At 64.2% G+C, this 16,462-nt stretch carries 18 protein-coding genes; 7 read left to right on the top strand and 11 right to left on the bottom strand.

All coding sequences use genetic code 11. The annotated features are described in order from the left end of the window. Positions 1-8: 8 nt before the first annotated feature. Positions 9-899 carry a fatty acid desaturase family protein gene (locus tag RFN28_RS25570; RefSeq protein ID WP_320289988.1) on the bottom strand — a complete coding sequence of 297 codons (891 nt, stop codon included), beginning with the start codon at positions 897-899 and terminating at the stop codon, positions 9-11. A 111-nt stretch (positions 900-1,010) separates the two neighbouring features. Between RFN28_RS25570 and RFN28_RS25565 the strand changes: the two genes are divergently transcribed. After that, positions 1,011-1,946, top strand: a complete 936-nt coding sequence (locus RFN28_RS25565; protein ID WP_320289956.1) for a LysR substrate-binding domain-containing protein — start codon at positions 1,011-1,013, stop codon at positions 1,944-1,946. A 12-nt stretch (positions 1,947-1,958) separates the two neighbouring features. Here RFN28_RS25565 and RFN28_RS25560 read toward each other — a convergent pair whose 3' ends face one another. From RFN28_RS25560 to RFN28_RS25540, 5 genes are all read right to left on the bottom strand, one after another. Further along, positions 1,959-2,231, bottom strand: coding sequence for a DUF3303 domain-containing protein (locus tag RFN28_RS25560; protein ID WP_320289955.1), 273 nt, complete (start codon positions 2,229-2,231; stop codon positions 1,959-1,961). Positions 2,232-2,304: 73 nt separating this feature from the next. Beyond that, a complete protein-coding gene (locus RFN28_RS25555; RefSeq protein WP_320289954.1) occupies positions 2,305-3,768 on the bottom strand; it encodes a RimK family ATP-grasp domain-containing protein in 1,464 nt (487 codons plus the stop codon). Between the two features lie 4 nt (positions 3,769-3,772). Continuing rightward, positions 3,773-4,870: a peptidase C39 family protein gene (locus RFN28_RS25550; protein ID WP_320289953.1), complete on the bottom strand. Its 1,098-nt coding sequence runs from the start codon at positions 4,868-4,870 to the stop codon at positions 3,773-3,775. A 207-nt stretch (positions 4,871-5,077) separates the two neighbouring features. After that, positions 5,078-5,875, bottom strand: coding sequence for an anti-sigma factor family protein (locus tag RFN28_RS25545; protein ID WP_320289952.1), 798 nt, complete (start codon positions 5,873-5,875; stop codon positions 5,078-5,080). Continuing rightward, positions 5,872-6,390 (bottom strand): RNA polymerase sigma factor, encoded by a 519-nt coding sequence (locus RFN28_RS25540; protein WP_040972071.1) that lies wholly within the window; start codon positions 6,388-6,390, stop codon positions 5,872-5,874. Before RFN28_RS25540 ends, RFN28_RS25545 begins: the two co-directional genes overlap by 4 nt. Before the next feature lie 245 nt (positions 6,391-6,635). On the opposite strand from RFN28_RS25540, the gene RFN28_RS25535 reads away from it, so the two are divergent. Both RFN28_RS25535 and RFN28_RS25530 read left to right on the top strand, forming a co-directional pair. Continuing rightward, complete coding sequence (locus tag RFN28_RS25535) at positions 6,636-6,881, top strand: type II toxin-antitoxin system VapB family antitoxin (RefSeq protein ID WP_320289951.1); 246 nt, start codon at positions 6,636-6,638, stop codon at positions 6,879-6,881. Further along, a complete protein-coding gene (locus RFN28_RS25530; RefSeq protein WP_320289950.1) occupies positions 6,881-7,309 on the top strand; it encodes a type II toxin-antitoxin system VapC family toxin in 429 nt (142 codons plus the stop codon). The genes RFN28_RS25535 and RFN28_RS25530 overlap by 1 nt, the downstream gene beginning before the upstream one ends. A gap of 2 nt (positions 7,310-7,311) precedes the next feature. Here RFN28_RS25530 and RFN28_RS25525 read toward each other — a convergent pair whose 3' ends face one another. Beyond that, positions 7,312-10,029 carry a DUF2339 domain-containing protein gene (locus RFN28_RS25525; protein ID WP_320289949.1) on the bottom strand — a complete coding sequence of 906 codons (2,718 nt, stop codon included), beginning with the start codon at positions 10,027-10,029 and terminating at the stop codon, positions 7,312-7,314. Between the two features lie 245 nt (positions 10,030-10,274). Here RFN28_RS25525 and RFN28_RS25520 point away from each other — a divergent pair, with 245 nt between their 5' ends. Beyond that, positions 10,275-10,739 carry an NUDIX hydrolase gene (locus tag RFN28_RS25520; RefSeq protein ID WP_320289948.1) on the top strand — a complete coding sequence of 155 codons (465 nt, stop codon included), beginning with the start codon at positions 10,275-10,277 and terminating at the stop codon, positions 10,737-10,739. A gap of 9 nt (positions 10,740-10,748) precedes the next feature. Here the strand turns inward: RFN28_RS25520 and recO are convergent, their stop codons facing one another. After that, on the bottom strand, positions 10,749-11,513 hold the full coding sequence (gene recO, locus RFN28_RS25515; RefSeq protein WP_320289947.1) for a DNA repair protein RecO: 765 nt from the start codon (positions 11,511-11,513) through the stop codon (positions 10,749-10,751). Between the two features lie 99 nt (positions 11,514-11,612). On the opposite strand from recO, the gene RFN28_RS25510 reads away from it, so the two are divergent. Next, positions 11,613-11,891: a type II toxin-antitoxin system TacA family antitoxin gene (locus RFN28_RS25510; RefSeq protein ID WP_320289946.1), complete on the top strand. Its 279-nt coding sequence runs from the start codon at positions 11,613-11,615 to the stop codon at positions 11,889-11,891. Next, a complete protein-coding gene (locus RFN28_RS25505; RefSeq protein WP_320289945.1) occupies positions 11,888-12,415 on the top strand; it encodes a GNAT family N-acetyltransferase in 528 nt (175 codons plus the stop codon). The genes RFN28_RS25510 and RFN28_RS25505 overlap by 4 nt, the downstream gene beginning before the upstream one ends. Before the next feature lie 154 nt (positions 12,416-12,569). Here RFN28_RS25505 and RFN28_RS25500 read toward each other — a convergent pair whose 3' ends face one another. After that, the gene (locus tag RFN28_RS25500; protein WP_320289944.1) at positions 12,570-14,237 is read right to left on the bottom strand and encodes a winged helix-turn-helix domain-containing tetratricopeptide repeat protein; all 1,668 of its coding nucleotides are present in this window, start codon (positions 14,235-14,237) and stop codon (positions 12,570-12,572) included. Positions 14,238-14,327: 90 nt separating this feature from the next. Here RFN28_RS25500 and RFN28_RS25495 point away from each other — a divergent pair, with 90 nt between their 5' ends. Beyond that, entirely contained in the window at positions 14,328-14,681 is a 354-nt protein-coding gene (locus tag RFN28_RS25495; RefSeq protein ID WP_320289943.1) for a hypothetical protein, read from the top strand. A 148-nt stretch (positions 14,682-14,829) separates the two neighbouring features. Here RFN28_RS25495 and era read toward each other — a convergent pair whose 3' ends face one another. Beyond that, complete coding sequence (gene era / locus RFN28_RS25490) at positions 14,830-15,762, bottom strand: GTPase Era (RefSeq protein ID WP_320289987.1); 933 nt, start codon at positions 15,760-15,762, stop codon at positions 14,830-14,832. Continuing rightward, on the bottom strand, positions 15,747-16,460 hold the full coding sequence (rnc, locus tag RFN28_RS25485) for a ribonuclease III (protein ID WP_320289942.1): 714 nt from the start codon (positions 16,458-16,460) through the stop codon (positions 15,747-15,749). The genes era and rnc overlap by 16 nt, the downstream gene beginning before the upstream one ends. Positions 16,461-16,462: the final 2 nt, after the last annotated feature.

Raw genomic sequence — 16,462 nt, 5'->3', positions numbered from 1 at the left:
CCGACGGGTCAGCGCAGCGTCTCGATGTATTTCTCGTGGAAGCTCACATAACCGGGCTCGACCACTTTGAGGTGCCGCTCGATCAGCCGATGGAATGCCGGCAACTGATGGAACGGCACGCCGGGATAGGCATGGTGCTCGGCATGGTAGGGCATGTTCCAGGCGAGCTTGCGGACGAGCCAGTTGGTCAGCGTCGTCCTGGAGTTCTCGAGCATGTTGGCAACGAAAGGGCAGCGGCCATGCTCGGCCAGCAGATAGAGCCTGAGGAAGGGCTGCCCGAGCAGCGCCGGCACGATCCAGACATAGAGCAGCACGCTTGCCTTGAACCAGACGGCGAGCGCCAGGACCACGATATAGAAGGCGATCATCGCCCGCGCCTCGGCCTGTACTTTCGGCAAGCCCTTTGGCGGCACGTAGCTGTCGCGGCAGTGGCCGGTGGCGTTGGTGTAGAGCGTCTTGAAATGACCCCACCACACCGGCAGGCCCGAGACGTGGACGATATACTGCCGCAAGGTCTCCGGCTTCGGGAAGGCCAGTTCAGGATCGTTTTCCGGATCTTGGGTGAAGCGGTGATGGGCGAAATGAAAATAGCGGAACCAGTCGGCGGGCAGCGCGATCGTCAGGCTGCAGAGCCGCGCGACGGCATCGTTCAGCCACTGGGTTTCGAAGGCCGTCCTGTGCACGGTCTCATGCAGCAGCGTGAACAGGAACACGATCAGGATGCCCTGCGGCAGCATCAGGATCGGCCAGAACGGCACCCTGGCCGCGACCAGCACGCCGAGAACGATGATGGCGCCGAGATGGACGGCGAACTGGACGAGGCCAGGCCAATCCGACTTGCCGGTCAGCCGGCTGCGCTCCTCATTGCTCAGCGAGGCGATGAGATCGCGGTGGTCGATGGTTTCGGTGCGGTCGATGGCGCTCATGGGCTACCCTACTGCAGAAAGAAACCTTTCGAAAAACGAGGAATTCTGCAAAATAGATAAGCTCATCTTATCTTTTGGATCGCCATGGTCGCGCTTCCATCGCTCAGGGGACTTCAGGCCTTCGAGTCGGCTGCGCGCACCGGGAGCTTTGCCGCGGCGGCGGAGGAGCTGTCGGTTTCGGCAGCTGCCGTCAGCCAGCTTATCCGCACCGTCGAGGAGCAGATGGGGCGAAAACTGTTCCACCGGGTCAACAGGCGCGTCGTGCTCACCGAAGCCGGCGTCGAGATGCTGCCCAGGCTGACCATGGCCTTCCAGGAGATCGGCAGCGTCGCGCGCGATGTCGGCGGCGATGCATTCCGGCCAAGGCTCGTCGTGTCGGTGCCGCCTTCGATGGCGATGGGCTGGCTCTCGGAGCGTCTTGCAGGCTTCATCGCCAGCCATGGCGCCGCCGACATTTCGCTCAGAGGCGACGACGACCCGGTACCTTTCGACCGCGAGCTGATCGACATCAGGCTGTCCTACGGGCCGCACTATCGCGAGCATCCGACCGAGGACATCGTCCGCGACGCCGTCTATCCCGTCTGCGCGCCCAGTCTTGCCGGCGCGATCAAGCCGGAAAGCCTTGCCGGCCTGTCGTTGATCCACACCGATTGGGGACCGACCGGCGCCGCCTTTCCCGCCTGGCGCAACTGGTTCGAGGCGGCGGGTATCGACCCCGGCCGGGCGGCGCAGCGCGGCCTTTCGGCCAACTCGTCGCGGGCAGCGCTCGACCTTGCCGTTTCGGGGCTGGGTGTGGCGCTGGCGCAAGGGATCTATTGCGCCGAGGCGCTGGAAGACGGCCGACTGGTCCGCCCCGTCGCCCGCGCGCTGGAGCTGCGCCAGCCTTACTGCCTGACGATCCCCGAGCGCAGCGCGAGGCGCGATGTGGTGGCGGCGTTTCGCGAATGGCTGATTGCGGAATGTCGGCGGGCAGTCAGATCGCCAGCGCTGATCCCTGCCCCATCGCCTGACGGCTCGTGACCATGGCGCGGGTCAGAGGTGGTCGCTCAACGCCGCCACCATGTCCTTGTTGGTCGCCACGGGAACGATCTCGAACTCCACCAGATCCGCCCATTCGATGACCCAGCGCTGCAGGAGCGTGACATCGTCGGCCTCCACCAGGAGGAAGCAGCGGCTCATGTCGCCCGCGATCCAGCTGTGATGCACGACGAGCTGATCGGGTTTCAACCGGCCCCGGTCGCGGAAACGCCGGTAGATTTCTTTGCGGTCGCAGCCGCTAAAATCCTCGATCACGAAAAACAGCATCTCGCCCCCATTCGGATGTTTGTCTTAGCCGCATTTCAGCGACGCCAGGCGATCCCGCCCGGCTGCAAATGCTCTAGCGGCCAGGGCGCTCCAGGCGCTCCAGGAACCATTGCGTCAGCCGCACCCAGACCTCGTCCTTCTCACCGGAATCCTCCCAGCCATGGTCGAGATTGGGATTGTCGTTGACCTCGATGACGAAGACGCCGTCCTTGGTTTCCTTGAGGTCGACGCCGTAGAGGCCGTCGCCGATGCAGCGCGCCGCCTTGACCGCGGTCTCGACGACATGCGGCGGCGTCTCCTTCAGCGTGAAGGTCTTGATGCCGCCCTGGTCGGGCTTGCCGTTGGCCTTGTGGTTGACGATCTGCCAGTGCTTCTTCGCCATCAGATAATGGACGGCAAACAGCGGCTGGCCGCCGAGCACGCCGACGCGCCAGTCATATTCGGTCGGGATGAATTTCTGCGCGATGAGGAGGTCGGAATCCTCCAGCCACTCGGTCGCGAGCTTTGTCAGCTCGGCGAGGTTCTCGCATTTCTTGACGCCGCGGGAGAAAGAGGAGTCCGGGATCTTCAGCACCAGCGGGAAGCCCAGCGTCTGCGCCGCGAGCTCCAGATCCGAAGGGCCGGCGATCATCACCGTCGGCGGCACCGGCACCTTGTTGTAGGTCATCAGCTCGTTGAGATAGACCTTGTTGGTGCAGCGGATCATCGACAGCGGATCGTCGATCACCGGCATGCCTTCCTGCTGGGCGCGGCGCGCGAAGCGGTAGGTGTGGTTGGAGATCGACGTCGTCTCACGGATGAACAGCGCGTCATAATTGGCGAGCTTGGCGAGGTCCTTCCTGGTGATCGGCTCGACTTCGACGCCCATCTTCTCGGCGATCCGCGCCCAATAGCGCAGCGAGGAAATCTCCGAGGGCGGCAATTCCTCATGCGGATCGACCAGCGTCGCGAAAGTGTAGCGCGCCGGCGTGCGGCCCTTGGTGTCGCGCCATTCGCGGTTGGTATAGGTCTCCAGGCATTGCAGGAAGACTTTTTCCTCCTCGTCGGTCATGCGGGCGAGCGGCAGGAAGCCGATCTTGCGGATCGAGGCCCATTCGGCGCTGTCCTTGATGTGGACCTCGAGCGCCGGCGCGCGGAACCAGTCGAACAACAGCTTGGTGAACCGGTCCCAGACCTTCGACGGCCCGATGCCGAAGAAGACGGCGACCTTGGACGGGAAGGCTCCGCCGAGATCCTTGCGGCATTTGCTGAGCGCGAGCTCCAGTTCCGGCAGCGCGTGCTCGTAGAGCTTGCGCTCCGAGAGATCGATCATGGTCTCGACGGTCGGGATCACCTTGTGGCCGCGCGACCCGGCGAGAAGCGAGGCGTAATAGCCGCGGCTCTGGTAGCCGTAATTGTTCGACAGGTTGATCACCTTCGGCCGCTGGCCGCGAAACAGCGCCGGATGCGCCAGGTAGTCGCGATTGGTGATGATCTTGTGCGGCGTCGCCACCTGGTCGAGGTCGTTCTGCCTGCCTGTGAGGATGACCCAGGTCATTGTTTCAGCGTTTCCCCAGAGTGATGGCGGCGCGCAATCCGTCGCGACCGAACTGCGCCATGTTCATGAAGATGCCATAGGGCACGGGAATGTTGGCGGCGTCGAGGATCGTCTCCTGCCTTTCATCCTCGACCCACGGATCGTGGATCAGAATATGGTCGCCGTCGTCGCCGATGGCGAGCACCCAGTGCGGCACCTTCTTGCCGAACATCAGAAAGCCGCTGATCAGCACCAGCACCAGCTTGCCCTCGGCGAGCGCGGTGCGGATGTCGTCGATGCCGAACGGACGGTAATTCACCGGGATGCCATAAAGTTCGGCGCGGCGGCGAAAGTCGACCTGGGCGAGCTCCATCACCCGGCGCTTGTCGGCGCTTCGCACCGACTGCAGGAAGAGCGCACCGTAGAAGGAAACGAAGATCTCGGCGGCAAGCCCGCTTTCATAGCCGGCAACCGCCAAGCCGAAGGGCTCGCAGCCGCCGGGCCCGGACATCATGAACACCGTGGTCGCCTCGCGCCACAGGCGGATTTCCATAATCGGGTCGGGCACGAAGCCACGGTCGAAATTGGCCATCGCCATCATCAGGCAGCACGGGCCGCAGGTGAATTCGCAGGTCTGCTGGTAGAACGGCACCTTGGTGGCGATCGGGATATCGCCGCGCAGCGTCTTTTCGTAGCGCAGCGCGGTGGCGCCGTCCTCATAGTAGTCGGGCTCGCGGCCTATCTTTCGGTAGCCCGCCTGCTCGTAGATGCGGATGGCGCGCTGATTGTCTTCGCGCACCTCGAGCCTCAGCATCATGCGGTCGTGCTCATAGGCCGCCTCCTCGGCGGCGGCCAGGAGCTGGCGGCCGATGCCGAGGCGGCTGAAGAAAGGACCGACGGCGATGGAGTAGAGCCGGGCTACGCCGCTGCCCTTGCGAAACAGCACCACCGCGTAGCCGGCGATATGGCGGTCATTCTCGGCCACCAGCATCTCGGCGGTCTCGCGCTCGATGAACTGACGGAAGGAGCGGCGGGAAAGCCGGTCGCCCGAGAAGACAGCCTTCTCGATGGCGGCGAGGTCATCGACGTCTGACGCGCGGGCCTTGCGAATCTCGGCAGGCATGCGGGCTTGGGAGAACCTCGATTGGGTTTAAGGAAACGGCCCCGGTCAAAAAGCAACACCCCGGCCGAAGCGCCGCTATCCATCAAGCGCTATCGCTCCTTGATTAGGGCCGAATTGTGACACCTTCTGCGACGGCAAGGAAGCGCGAAGTATTTGAACAAGATCACTGTTTGGATGGGCTGCCGGCCGCGAAAAACGCAGCCGGCCTCAACTCGAAATACCGGCCAGAAGCTGGCCGTAGGCGCTCTTGGCGACCTCCGACAGGCGCTCGCGCGGCAGCGAACCGACGACGGCGCAGCCATAGCCTTTGTCCAGCCAATAGACCGCCTCGGGTCCGTCCGCCTTGGCCGCATAGGTACCCTTGACGGTCTCGGACGATTCGGCGGTGACGAAGAGCGAGATGCGCTCGCCGTTGGCGTCCTCGTAGAGCAGCATCGCCGCCGCCTTGCCGTGCTCGCCCGAAGGCAACAGCCGGCCGCCGACAAGATCGAAGCCCTCGGCCGTGAGGTCGGGCGCCACCAGCCTCAGACCAACCCGGTTGGACAGCCAGGTCTGCAGATGGTCCTTGTCGCTCGCCGGCACCTCGACCGCATGACGCTTCTCGCCGGCGTAGATGACATGGGCGGCGATCGCCTGCTCGGCGAGCTGCTCGTCCCTGTCATCGCTTCGCCCGATGCCGCCGATGCCGGCGACATAGCCGCCGAACCCGCCGACCATCAGCACGGCGGCGGCCGCCGCCGAAAGCCACCAGCGCGAACGCCAGGCAGGCGTCTTCGTCGGCGCATCGCCAAGCACCGCCGCCTTGAGTCGCGCCGGCACCGGCTCGTCCATCACGCCGGCCAAGGCCGCGCGCAGCGCTGCGCGGTCCGCGATGTAGCGGACGCTCTTCGCCTTCATCTCGGGATTGGCTTCAAGCCAGGCGTCATAGGCCATGCGCTCCTCGCCTGGCAGCTCGCCATCGAGGGCCATGTGGATATCGCGTTCGGTGAAATCGCGCCGGGTCATCGCTCGACGATCCTTATCGAGCGGCGGCGCGAGGAGTCGTCCAGCAGGCCGCGCAGTTCCTCGCGGCCGCGTGCGATGCGCGACATTAGCGTGCCGGCCGGCACCCCGAGGATGTTGGCGGCCTCGGCGTAGGAAAAGCCTTCGATGGCGACCATGACCAATGCCGCGCGGCGATCGGGGCTGATCGCCTGCAGGGCATCCATGATCTCGCGCGAGGCGATGCTTTCGACCTGATCGGCGGGCGCAGCCTGGGCTTCGCCGGCTTCGAGCGGCAGCATCGCCGACTCGCCACGCCGGTTAACCTTGCGCATCTGGTCGATGAACAGATGATGCATGATCGTAAACAGCCACCTCCTAGGGCTTTCGCCAGTCTGCCAGTTGTCGAGGCGCACAAGCGCCCGCTCCAGGCAGTCCTGGACGAGATCGTCGGCGGAATCGCGGTCGCGCAGCAGCGAGCGCGCATAGCGCCGCAGACGCGGTATCTCGCTCAGGATCGCTGCCTTCTTGTCGTCCATGACCGCTTGTTTCGAGGTCGTTTTCCATCCGATTGAACGCGCCTTTCCGGCGCGGCGCAAGCAGCCAGCGCGAAGCGGACTACCGCTCCGGTACCCAAGCACCTTAACAACGCCGGCGGCTGCCAGTTTATTCCCGGCTTGGGCTGAAGCGCAAACCAAGCTTGAAAACCGGCTTCGGCCACTGTATATTCATCCTTGAATATCTTGAATATTCGCCTCGGAATATACACTGGTGGGAGTTTGCTATGTCTTTGTACATCCGCGATAACGAGGTCGACGCGTTGGCTCGTCAGTTGCAGTCCGCGATCAAAGCGCCCACGAAGACGGAAGCCGTACGGATCGCGCTCAAGCGTGAGCTCGAACGGGCGCACGCGGTCCTCCCACTAAGCGAGCGCATCAAAAAGTATCAGGACGCAGTGAGGGCGCTCGGTCCAGATAACCCGGACTTCGACATGAAGAAATTCATGGACGAAGGATGGGGTGACATCTGATGTTTCTCGATGCTTCCGCCATCATCGCGATCATTTCGGAAGAAGCAGATGCCCACCGTCTTCTCAAGAGAGTGGAAGCTGCCGAGAAGCTCTATTTCTCGCCGAGTTCCTCATTTGAGGCGATCGTTGGGATCGCTCGCAGGAAATCCGTAGCGGGAAACGGCGAGCAGGTACCGACACCGCCGGCCCTGATCGAAGAATGTCAAACGATCGTCTTAGGCTTCCTGGCCGAACTCAAGGCCGTCGAGATTCCGCTGGACACGAAGATTCGAGAACTCGCTGTCAAGGCCGCTCGCGATTACGGTGGATATGTCGGCCATCCTGCCAAACTGAATTTCGGCGACTGCTTCAGTTACGCATGCGCCAAAGCCTACCGCGTACCTCTGCTATACAAGGGCAATGACTTCGCGCAGACCGATTTGGCCTGACCTTATCTGGTTTCGGACCTCGCCGCCCGGGTCAAAAGCCGCTGATAGAACAAGCCGATGCCGATCAGCACGGCGCCCAAGCCGATGAAGGACAAGGCGCGCAGCACGCCTTCCAGCTCCGACATGTCGAAGAGGAAGACTTTCAGCACCGCGACCGCGATCAGCACCGCCGAGGCAATGCGCAGCACCTGCGACCTCAGCCAGACACCGGCGGTGAGCAATGCCACGCCGATGACCAGCCAGAGCGCCGAATAGGTGTAGGTCTCGAGCTGACCGAGGCCGCTCCACAGGCCGATGAACTCGCCCTTGAACAGGCGCCGCACCGACAGCGTCGCATAGGCGAAGGCAAGCAGCGATGCGACCAGCGCCAGCATCGCCGCATACCATCTCGGGCGCTTGTCACGGACGTAAAGCGCCAATGCGCCGGCGGCGACAGCCGGCAGCAGATAGGCCAGGAACAACAGATTGAAGAACGCAATCTTGCCGGTCGATTCGTCCGTCACCAGCGGGTTCAGCACGACGAAATGCTGGACGGCGATCATGGCCGCCGAAACCACGCCGGCAGCCATCGAGCCATAGCGCAGCACTGAGCTCGGCGAACGCATGTCGATGGCGACGAGGATCGCGCCTGCGCCGAGCGCGATCAGCGTGTAGATCGCCTGCTCGGCAAGGGTGACGGGCCCGGTGTCGATGACGCCGCCATGCATGGCGTGGCGCACCAGCATCGCAACGGCAAGCAGCGCGAACAGCGCCGAGGCCGCCTCCATCGCAAGGCGCGGCCGGCCATTGGTGGTGCGCGCCAGCTGCCAGGCGGCGAAGCCGAAGGCGAGCGCCGGCACGCCGTAGCCCGGCAGCAGCCAGTTGAAGACCGGCGTCCTCGACAGCTCTGCTGCGCCGACAATGGTCGGATCGAAGGCGACGCGGCCGAGCACGGCAACCGCCGCGCCCACCGCGATCCAGCCCAGCACCGGGTAGGAGCGCCAGCGCGTCGCCAAGGCCGGAACGATAGCGGCGGCGCCAAGCATCACCGTCGTCCAGCCCGAGCCGAACGCCATGTGCAGCATCAGCAAGCCGGCGACACCGGCGCCGGCGAACGCGAAGGAGACGGCGGGACCGCCGCCGAGCGGCGGCTCCTCGGCGCGCGCGATCCACTCGCCGCCGGCGGCAAAGACCAGCACCAGAAGCAGCGCCGGCAGCGCGTAGCCCAAGTCGCGGTCGATATCGCCGAAGGTAAGCCACAACGCCGTGAGCACGACCAGCGGCGCAATCACGCCCCACGCCGCCCAGGACGCGGCGCGGATGGGCGCCGCGGCGGCAGAGCGGCGCGCGGCCCAGAAGCCGGCGGCAATGAAGATCAGGCCGAGCGCAATGCCGATGCGAAAGGTCAGCGTGTCGGATGTCGCTAGCGGTTCGGCGCCCAGGCCGGCATTGAGCGCATCGGCGCCGATGGTGGCGGGCGGGATGATGCCGAGATAGATCAGCACCGTCGCCAGGCCGGCGGTGAAGACGAGCGGCAGAGCGCGCGGCCGGTAGAGCGCCACCGCCACGAGCGCGGCGAGCAGCACCGCGCCATGCAGGGCGTCGCCCGCCTTGGCAAATACCGGATCGACCGACAGCCCGAGCGCGGCCAGCGCGACGAAGAAGCCGGGCGCGATCGACGGCCAGTCGAAGCTTGGCTCCGCCTCGTCGCGCCGGGCGAGCCAGACGAAGGCCAACACGGCAAGCGTGGCCAGGCTGATGAACAGTACGGCGGCAAGATTCACCTCCAACGCATCGGTCATATAGATGATCGTCCAGATGCCGGTGCCGGCGAAGGCCGCGGCAACGAGTGCCCTCCAATCGCGGATGTGGGCGATGGCCGCCGTGGCGGCAAGCACGATCGCCAGATAGACAAACAACGCCCACGGATTGGGCGCCTCGGTAGCGACGAGCGCCGGCGTGACCATGGCGCCGAGCAGGCCGATGCCGGCCAGCGCCAGGCCATGGACCAGCGAGGCGGCGATGGTGGCGATGCCGATGGCGCCGAGCAAGGTGAAGGCGAGCGCCGGGCCGATGAAGCCATAGATGCCATGGGCGGCATAGACGGTGCCGAACAGGATGAAGGCGCCGGCTGCCGTCAGGATCGCCGGAATATAGGCGCCGGCCGCACCCTGCACCGGCACCCTGAAGCCGGTGCGGCGGATGAACTCGGCGCCGGCCACCAGCACCAGGCCGAGAATGCCGGCCATGGTGAGGCGCACGCCGGGGCCGAAGATGCCGGCCTCGATCGTGTAGCGGATCAGGAACAGGCCGCCCAGCGCCAGCGCGATGCCGCCGACCCAGACCGCCCAGCGCGTGCCGAGCGCCGTCTCGACATCGCGCGCGGCCATTGCAGGCGCAGCCGCTTCGGCCGGCGCGGCAGGTTGTGCCGGGCCGGCGGGTTCGGACGGTGTCCCCTCGCCCGCTTGCGCCGACGCTTCGGCTTTGGGTTCGTCAGGCGTAGCGGCAGGAGCTTGCGGGGCGGCTTCACTCGCCGGCGACGCGGCAGCCTCGGCGGCTGCGGCGGGAGCTTCGCCTTCCGCCGCCTCGCCTGTCTTGGACACGGGCTGCGGGATACCCGAAAGCACCAGGCTGCGCAGCGCGCCAAGCTCGCGCTCGATCAGGCCGATGCGGGCTTGCTGGCGTGAAATGATGACGAATAAAGCGATGACCGCGGCAATGATGATCAGGTTGAAAAACATGGCGGTTCCCCTCAAAACCGTGCCAGTCGTGGCCGACAAATGCGGCGATGGGACGGCTATTGAAATCAGCACCTTGCCGGCCTGCAAGATCGAGCATGTTTCGGCGCCGATTGCCAGCGACTTGGGGCCTTATCCGGCGGCGACACGTCGAAACACTGGAACTTGGCGGCGAAATTATCTGCCGCCTGGCGCGAAATACTCATGCTATTCTCGAACGCCCGCACTAATTTCCAAGGGGATAATCGATGCCGCAACGAAGCGCGGGCCTGCTGATCTACAGGCGAACCGCCGGTGTTCTCGAATTCCTGCTGGTCCATCCCGGCGGACCGTTCTGGGCAAGAAAGGACGAAGGCGCGTGGTCGATCCCGAAAGGGCTGATCGGCGACAGGGAGGATGAGCTTCAGGCTGCCCGGCGCGAGGCCGAAGAAGAACTCGGCGTCGCCATCGACGGCCACTTCCAGCCTGTCGGCAGCTACAAGCAGCCGGGCGGCAAGATCGTGATCGCCTGGAGCGTGGAGGGCGATCTCGACACGGATGCCATCAGGAGCAACATGTTCACCTTGGAGTGGCCGCCCAAGTCGGGCGCCATGAAGGAATTCCCCGAAGTGGACAAAGCCGGCTGGTTTTCGCTGCCCGAGGCCGGGGTGAAAATCCTGAAGGGCCAGCGTCCCATCCTCGACGATTTTCTGGAACGGCGGGGAGCCGAATAGGCGACTGCCTTATTGCCCAACAGTCTCCCCGGCAATGGCCTTCACCGCCGCCTGATGCCGGCGCAAGGCCGCGAGAAAGCCGGCGCGGGCGTCGGGCGCCTCGATGCCGCGCGGCTCGTAGACATGGCGGGCGAAGAAGAAGCCGGTCAGCCGGAACGCATCCTCGAGTGCTGCAGGATCGGCGCGCAGGCCGGAGCCGCGCTGCAGGAAGGCGGGCAACGCCAGCATCTTGTCGCGCCAGGGCTCGCCGGCGGCCCGCGAGACGGCGCGCCCCGATTTCGGCGAGACATAGGCGAGATCCTGCCTCGATCCGGTCGCCGCGCATTGGCTGAGGTCAAGGCCGAAGCCGAGTTCGTCCAGAATGAGCAGCTCGAAGCGCGCCACTAGTTCGCCCGCGGCATCGGCATCGTCGAGATGGGAGATCATCACGGCAAGAGCCTCGTAGAGGCCGCCATGGGCATCGCGCTCCGGCAGAAGCCTCAGATGCGCCGCCATGGTCTGCAGGCCGTAGACGGCGACGGCGCTGTCCATCAGACGTGCGGCGTTCATCTCGATCGCTTCGGCCTGGAAGACGCCGAGATGCTCGTCAAGGCGGGCCCGCCACAGAAGGTCGACGCGGTTGCCGGGCTGCAGCACCGGCTGCTGCTTGCGCGAGCGGCCGCCGCGCACCAAGCCGAGATGCCGGCCATGGGCGCGCGTCATCACCTCGAGGATGGCGCTGGTTTCGCCATGCTTGCGGGTGCCCAGAATGATTCCCTCGTCGCGCCATTCCATGGGTCGAGCTTTTCACCCGTTGGGTAGCGAAATCAAGATTTGCTGCTCTAGTTGTACGTATCGCGTGCGTACATTATATCTGACACAGAGGAACCTGCTATGCCCAAGTCAGCCAGCGACAAAACCGAGCGCTTCAACATCCGTATAAGGCCCGCGCAAAAGGCGATGATCGCCCGCGCGGCGGCACTGTCGCATAAGGACATGACCGACTTCATCCTCGACAGGGTGCTGCCCGAGGCGGAAGCCGTGATCAAAGCGGTCGAAACGACCGAGGTCACTGAGCGCGATTTCAAGCGCATCCTCGACTTGCTCGAACACCCGCCCAAGCCCAATGCGAAATTGCGGGCTGCCATCGCGGCCCTTCCCAACGCGATATGATCCTGCCGCTATGGCAAGAGGAGCCGATCTCGAAATCGCACGATCGCGCGTCTTTTGATTGCGGCGACGAGCGGATGAATGATTTTCTGCGGCGCTTTGCTAGGCAGAGCCATGAACAGAACGCTTCGAAGACGTTTTGCGCTGTCGAAAGCGCGAACCCAAGCCGCATTCTTGGCTTCTACACGATCGCACCCTCGGCCGTAGCTCATGAGCAAGTGCCCGCGGCTATAACAAAAGGGCTGGCCCGACACGAAGTGGCCGGGTTCAAGCTTGCCCGCCTGGCGACAGATCTGACGGTGGCCGGGCATGGGCTCGGAGGCCAGCTCCTCGCCGCGGCAGCCTTACGCTGCCTGCGTGTCGCCGCTGAAGGCGGCGGTCTGCTGCTCATCATCGATGCCAAGAGCGATCGCGCCGCGAACTGGTATCGTGCATATGGCGCAGAGCCGCTCGCGGGATCGCCGCTGACCCTCGTCATGCCGCTGGCGACCTTCGCCGCTGATCTCAGGGCCAAAGGCCTGTTGTAATCCGCGTCACTGCCAGCGTTCGTGATCAGCGAGCACGTCGTCGATCACCCGGCGCTGCCTTCCGACCTCGGCTTGGTTGGCGTCGTGTCCGGCAACAACAATCAGTGCCTTCAGGACATTACTCGTGCAGCCCGGCCGTGCCCGCGCAGGGGCATCACTCCGGCATGCCCGCGATCCGCATGTGTTTGAGCCAGCGTTCGAGTCCTCCGGGGGCGGTATATACCTTCTCCCATTGCTTGCGTAATTTGTGGATGGATTCGCCCGGCGAGTCTTTGAGGGAAACCGCAAGCGCTTCCCTTGCCTCCCGCTCGTTTCCCAGACAAGCGTGGATCTCCGCAAGCGTTCGGTATGCTCCGTTCGGGATTCTGGACATTCTCCGCATCCACGCCAGCGCAGCCCCGCAATCGTTCTTTGCGTAGAGCGCCCAGCCCATCTGCCAGTTGAACCAGTCCGGGTAGAAAGGATCGATGCCCATAGCCTGCTTGATCCGATCGATCGCTTCGTCTGTACGGCCAACCCAGACCAACGAATCCGTACTGCTGACGAGGATCATCGAGTTGCTGGGATTCAGGGCGATCGCCTGATCGAACCGCGCAAGGGCCTGCTCGACCTCGCCGGCGTCAGCATGCACGCGGGCGCGGGCCCATTGCGACTCGGGATCGTCCGGAGCGAGCAGGATGGCCTTGTCGGCGTATTCGGCAGCACGCTTCAACCCCTCGTCACGGTCCTGCTCGTGCCACGCGTAATCCGCGTCGATGCGATAGGAGTGGGCCAGCCCGATATAGCCAAACTGCGAGTTCGGATCCGCTTCGATCGCCTTGAGGCTATACTGCCGCAGCAAGGCGGTCCCCGCGGCAGAGAAATCCTTGTCGATCTCGACAAACCCCATCAGATAATAGTGGAGTGCGCTAACCCGGGCGGCATCGCTCTGAGGCCAGGGTCGCTCGATCCTGTGCCAGACCCGTTCCGCAATAGTGCGGATGATTTCCTCCTGGACGACGAAAAGATCGCCAATCTCGCGGTCGTAAGAATTGGCCCAGAGATGTGATCCGTCATGCGCATCGAGCAGTTGAGCAGACACTTTCAACCGGTCTCCGATCTTCTGCTGGCTGCCCTCGAGCAGGTAGTCGACACCGAGTTCGTCGCCAATCCGCCTGGCATCGGTGGGCTTGTCACGGTACCTGAAGCTCGAATTCCGCGCGATGACGGCATAAGTCTTGCTCCGCGCCAAATCAGTGATAATCCCCTCGGCAACGGCATCGCTAAGATATCCCTTGTCCGCACCGGTACTGAAGTCCTCGAACGGAAGGACGGCAATCCTCGGCATGTCGCTTGAGCGAACCGGGGTGGCTCGCCATATTTCGGCGCCGTAGTACGCGCCGGTCGCCGCGACGACGAGAACGAGCGCGGCAAGAATGAAGCCGGCTCGCGGGAAGCGTGACTTCGCTCGTTCCGTGCCGGCTGCGGCGCCAGAAGCAGCGGCCGACGGATCGGCATTCAGCCGGTAACCCCTCTTGGGGAAGGTTTCCACGATCGCGTGCGCGTCTTCGCCCAACGCGCGGCGAATGTCGGCAATGCATTGCGTAAGGCTGTCTTCGGTAACGAAGGTATCGGGCCAGACGGCCCGCATCAGCGCGTCCTTGGACACGATCTCGCCCGCTCGCGCAGCGAGTGTTGAGAGCACCTCTGCGGACTGGCTGCGAAGATCTATCGCTCTGCCTTCAGCGGTCCAGAGTTCTCTGCTTTTCGTTAGGAAAACAAAACCGCCGAAAGTGACCGTTTCAGCAGATTTCGGGTCAATTTCAGGAGTCTTTCGGGACATTTCACGCCCCTGACGCGCTCCCTCAGCATAGCCAATTCGGCCGTCGCTTCCAAGCGATTCAAGCAGCACCGGATTGGAAAGGAGGACGACATGAAACCCACCAGACTCATCATCTCTCTTGCCCTTCTTGTGTCAGCGCAAGTAGCTGCGGCGGCGGATCCCGACATCGCGAGGCTCTGTGGCCCCGACCATGTCAACGAGGTTGCCTCAAGCGACGACGTCCGTCCCAACCCCCGCGGCTATTACGTCACCAGCCTCAGGGAGCAGGTCTATGAAGGCGATCCTCGCATCTTCCTGACTACGAACGACGATTTCTATCTCTGCACCCGACCGGCCGCGACCCCCGATATGGACTCCACAAAGGCGCTGCTGCTGATGAAGGAACGCGTCGTGAAGTACCTCTTCGTGCCAGTCATTCGGCGCGACACGCGTCGGCCATCCTAAAGCATGTCTCCTGAAAGTGCGCAGCGATTTTGGGAGAACGACATGCATCGAAACAAAGACCTAATGCGTGCCGCCTCAATCCACTTCAGCGCGGCGCGCTTTAAAAGCATGTCTCCCGAAAGTAGGAACCGGTTTCGGGCGACATGCATCAATGGGGAAACTCCAGTCCCATCTCGCGGTAGCGCTCGGGGTCGTCGCCCCAGTTCTCGCGCACCTTCACGAACAGGAAGAGGTGCACCTTCTGCTCGAGGATCTCGGCGATCTCGGCCCGCGCGGCCTGGCCGATGGCGCGGATCGTCTCGCCCTTGTGGCCGAGCACGATCTTCTTCTGGCTGTCGCGCTCGACATAGATGACCTGCTCGATGCGCACCGAGCCGTCCTTCTTCTCTTCCCATTTCTCGGTCTCGATATGCGAGGAATAGGGAAGCTCCTGATGGAGCCGCAGATAAAGTTTTTCACGCGTGATCTCGGCCGCGAGCTGGCGCATCGGCAGGTCGGAGATCTGGTCCTCCGGATAGTACCAGGGACCCACGGGAAGCGTCTCGGCCAGATAGTCGAGCAGGTCCTTGCAACCCGAGCCGGTCAGCGCCGAGACCATAAAAGTGCGCTTGAACGGCACTCTTTCGTTTGCTGCCGCTGCCAGGGCCAGGAGCGTCTCCGGCTTGACGCGGTCGACCTTGTTGAGGACGAGCAGCATCGGCTGCTGAACGTCCTTCAGTCGCTCGAGGATGGCGTCCGCATCGCCCTTGATGCCGCGCTCGGCATCGATCAGGAGCACCACGACATCGGCATCCTTGGCGCCGCCCCAAGCGGTGGTGACCATGGCCGTGTCCAGCCGTCGCCTCGGCTTGAAGATGCCGGGCGTGTCGACGAAGACGATCTGCGCGTTGTCATGCGTGGCGATGCCGCGCACGATCGCGCGGGTGGTCTGCACCTTGTGGGTGACGATCGACACCTTGGCGCCGACCAGCTGGTTGACCAGCGTCGACTTGCCGGCATTGGGCGCGCCGATCAGCGCGACGAAGCCGGATCGCGTAGCGGGTGCCTCGGGAGTTTCGGTAATGGTCATGCCGCGCTCCAGACGCCTTCGCGCAGCAGAAGGGCCGCTGCCGCCGCCTGTTCCGCCTCGCGCTTGGAACGGCCGCTGCCGATCGCCGGCGCAAAGGAGCCGACCTTGACGCTGACGGTGAACAGCGGGTCGTGGTCGGGGCCTTCGCGAGCATCCACCCGGTAGGCCGGAACAGCGCCCGATGCCGCCTGATGCGCCCATTCCTGCAATTCGGTCTTGGCGTCGCGGCGGGCCGCGCCGATCGCCTGCGAGCGCGGCTGCCAGTAGCGATGGATGAAGGTGCGCGCCGCCTCCAGCCCGCCGTCGAGATAAAGCACGGCAATCAGCGATTCCAGCGCATCGGCACGCAGATTGGTGCGCTTGCGGCCCTCGAGGTTACGCACGTCGGAGCCGGCGCGGACCAGCTCCGGCAGGCCGATCTCCTCGGCGATCTCGGAGAGCGCCTCGGCATTGACCAGCGCGTTGAGGCGCAGCGACAGCTCGCCCTCGGCGGCCTCGGGAAAGGCTGCGAGCAACATGTCGGCCACGACAAGGCCGAGAACGCGGTCGCCCAGGAATTCGAAACGTTCATAGTCGACGCCGGCATGGGTCGAGCGCGCGCTGGCATGGGTCAGCGCGCGCTGCAGACGCTGGCGGTCGGCAAAGGCGTGGCCGGTGCGCTCGACAAGCGCTTCGGCGATGGCATCGGCGGTCAGACGCTTGGCCGCCATGA

The organism is Mesorhizobium album, from assembly GCF_033977205.1.
Lineage (GTDB): Bacteria > Pseudomonadota > Alphaproteobacteria > Rhizobiales > Rhizobiaceae > Mesorhizobium > Mesorhizobium album.
This window is presented reverse-complemented; position numbering and strand designations above follow the sequence as displayed.

Coding starts and splice junctions, on each gene's coding strand:
- recO (WP_320289947.1), bottom strand. CDS start 11,513: ATGGAATGGCGCGACGAGGGAATCATTCTGGGCACCCGCAAGCATGGC.
- RFN28_RS25545 (WP_320289952.1), bottom strand. CDS start 5,875: ATGACCCGGCGCGATTTCACCGAACGCGATATCCACATGGCCCTCGAT.
- RFN28_RS25565 (WP_320289956.1), top strand. CDS start 1,011: ATGGTCGCGCTTCCATCGCTCAGGGGACTTCAGGCCTTCGAGTCGGCT.
- RFN28_RS25560 (WP_320289955.1), bottom strand. CDS start 2,231: ATGCTGTTTTTCGTGATCGAGGATTTTAGCGGCTGCGACCGCAAAGAA.
- rnc (WP_320289942.1), bottom strand. CDS start 16,460: ATGGCGGCCAAGCGTCTGACCGCCGATGCCATCGCCGAAGCGCTTGTC.
- RFN28_RS25535 (WP_320289951.1), top strand. CDS start 6,636: ATGTCTTTGTACATCCGCGATAACGAGGTCGACGCGTTGGCTCGTCAG.
- RFN28_RS25530 (WP_320289950.1), top strand. CDS start 6,881: ATGTTTCTCGATGCTTCCGCCATCATCGCGATCATTTCGGAAGAAGCA.
- RFN28_RS25520 (WP_320289948.1), top strand. CDS start 10,275: ATGCCGCAACGAAGCGCGGGCCTGCTGATCTACAGGCGAACCGCCGGT.
- RFN28_RS25550 (WP_320289953.1), bottom strand. CDS start 4,870: ATGCCTGCCGAGATTCGCAAGGCCCGCGCGTCAGACGTCGATGACCTC.
- RFN28_RS25540 (WP_040972071.1), bottom strand. CDS start 6,390: ATGGACGACAAGAAGGCAGCGATCCTGAGCGAGATACCGCGTCTGCGG.
- RFN28_RS25500 (WP_320289944.1), bottom strand. CDS start 14,237: ATGTCCCGAAAGACTCCTGAAATTGACCCGAAATCTGCTGAAACGGTC.
- RFN28_RS25495 (WP_320289943.1), top strand. CDS start 14,328: ATGAAACCCACCAGACTCATCATCTCTCTTGCCCTTCTTGTGTCAGCG.
- RFN28_RS25525 (WP_320289949.1), bottom strand. CDS start 10,029: ATGTTTTTCAACCTGATCATCATTGCCGCGGTCATCGCTTTATTCGTC.
- RFN28_RS25555 (WP_320289954.1), bottom strand. CDS start 3,768: ATGACCTGGGTCATCCTCACAGGCAGGCAGAACGACCTCGACCAGGTG.
- RFN28_RS25505 (WP_320289945.1), top strand. CDS start 11,888: ATGATCCTGCCGCTATGGCAAGAGGAGCCGATCTCGAAATCGCACGAT.
- RFN28_RS25510 (WP_320289946.1), top strand. CDS start 11,613: ATGCCCAAGTCAGCCAGCGACAAAACCGAGCGCTTCAACATCCGTATA.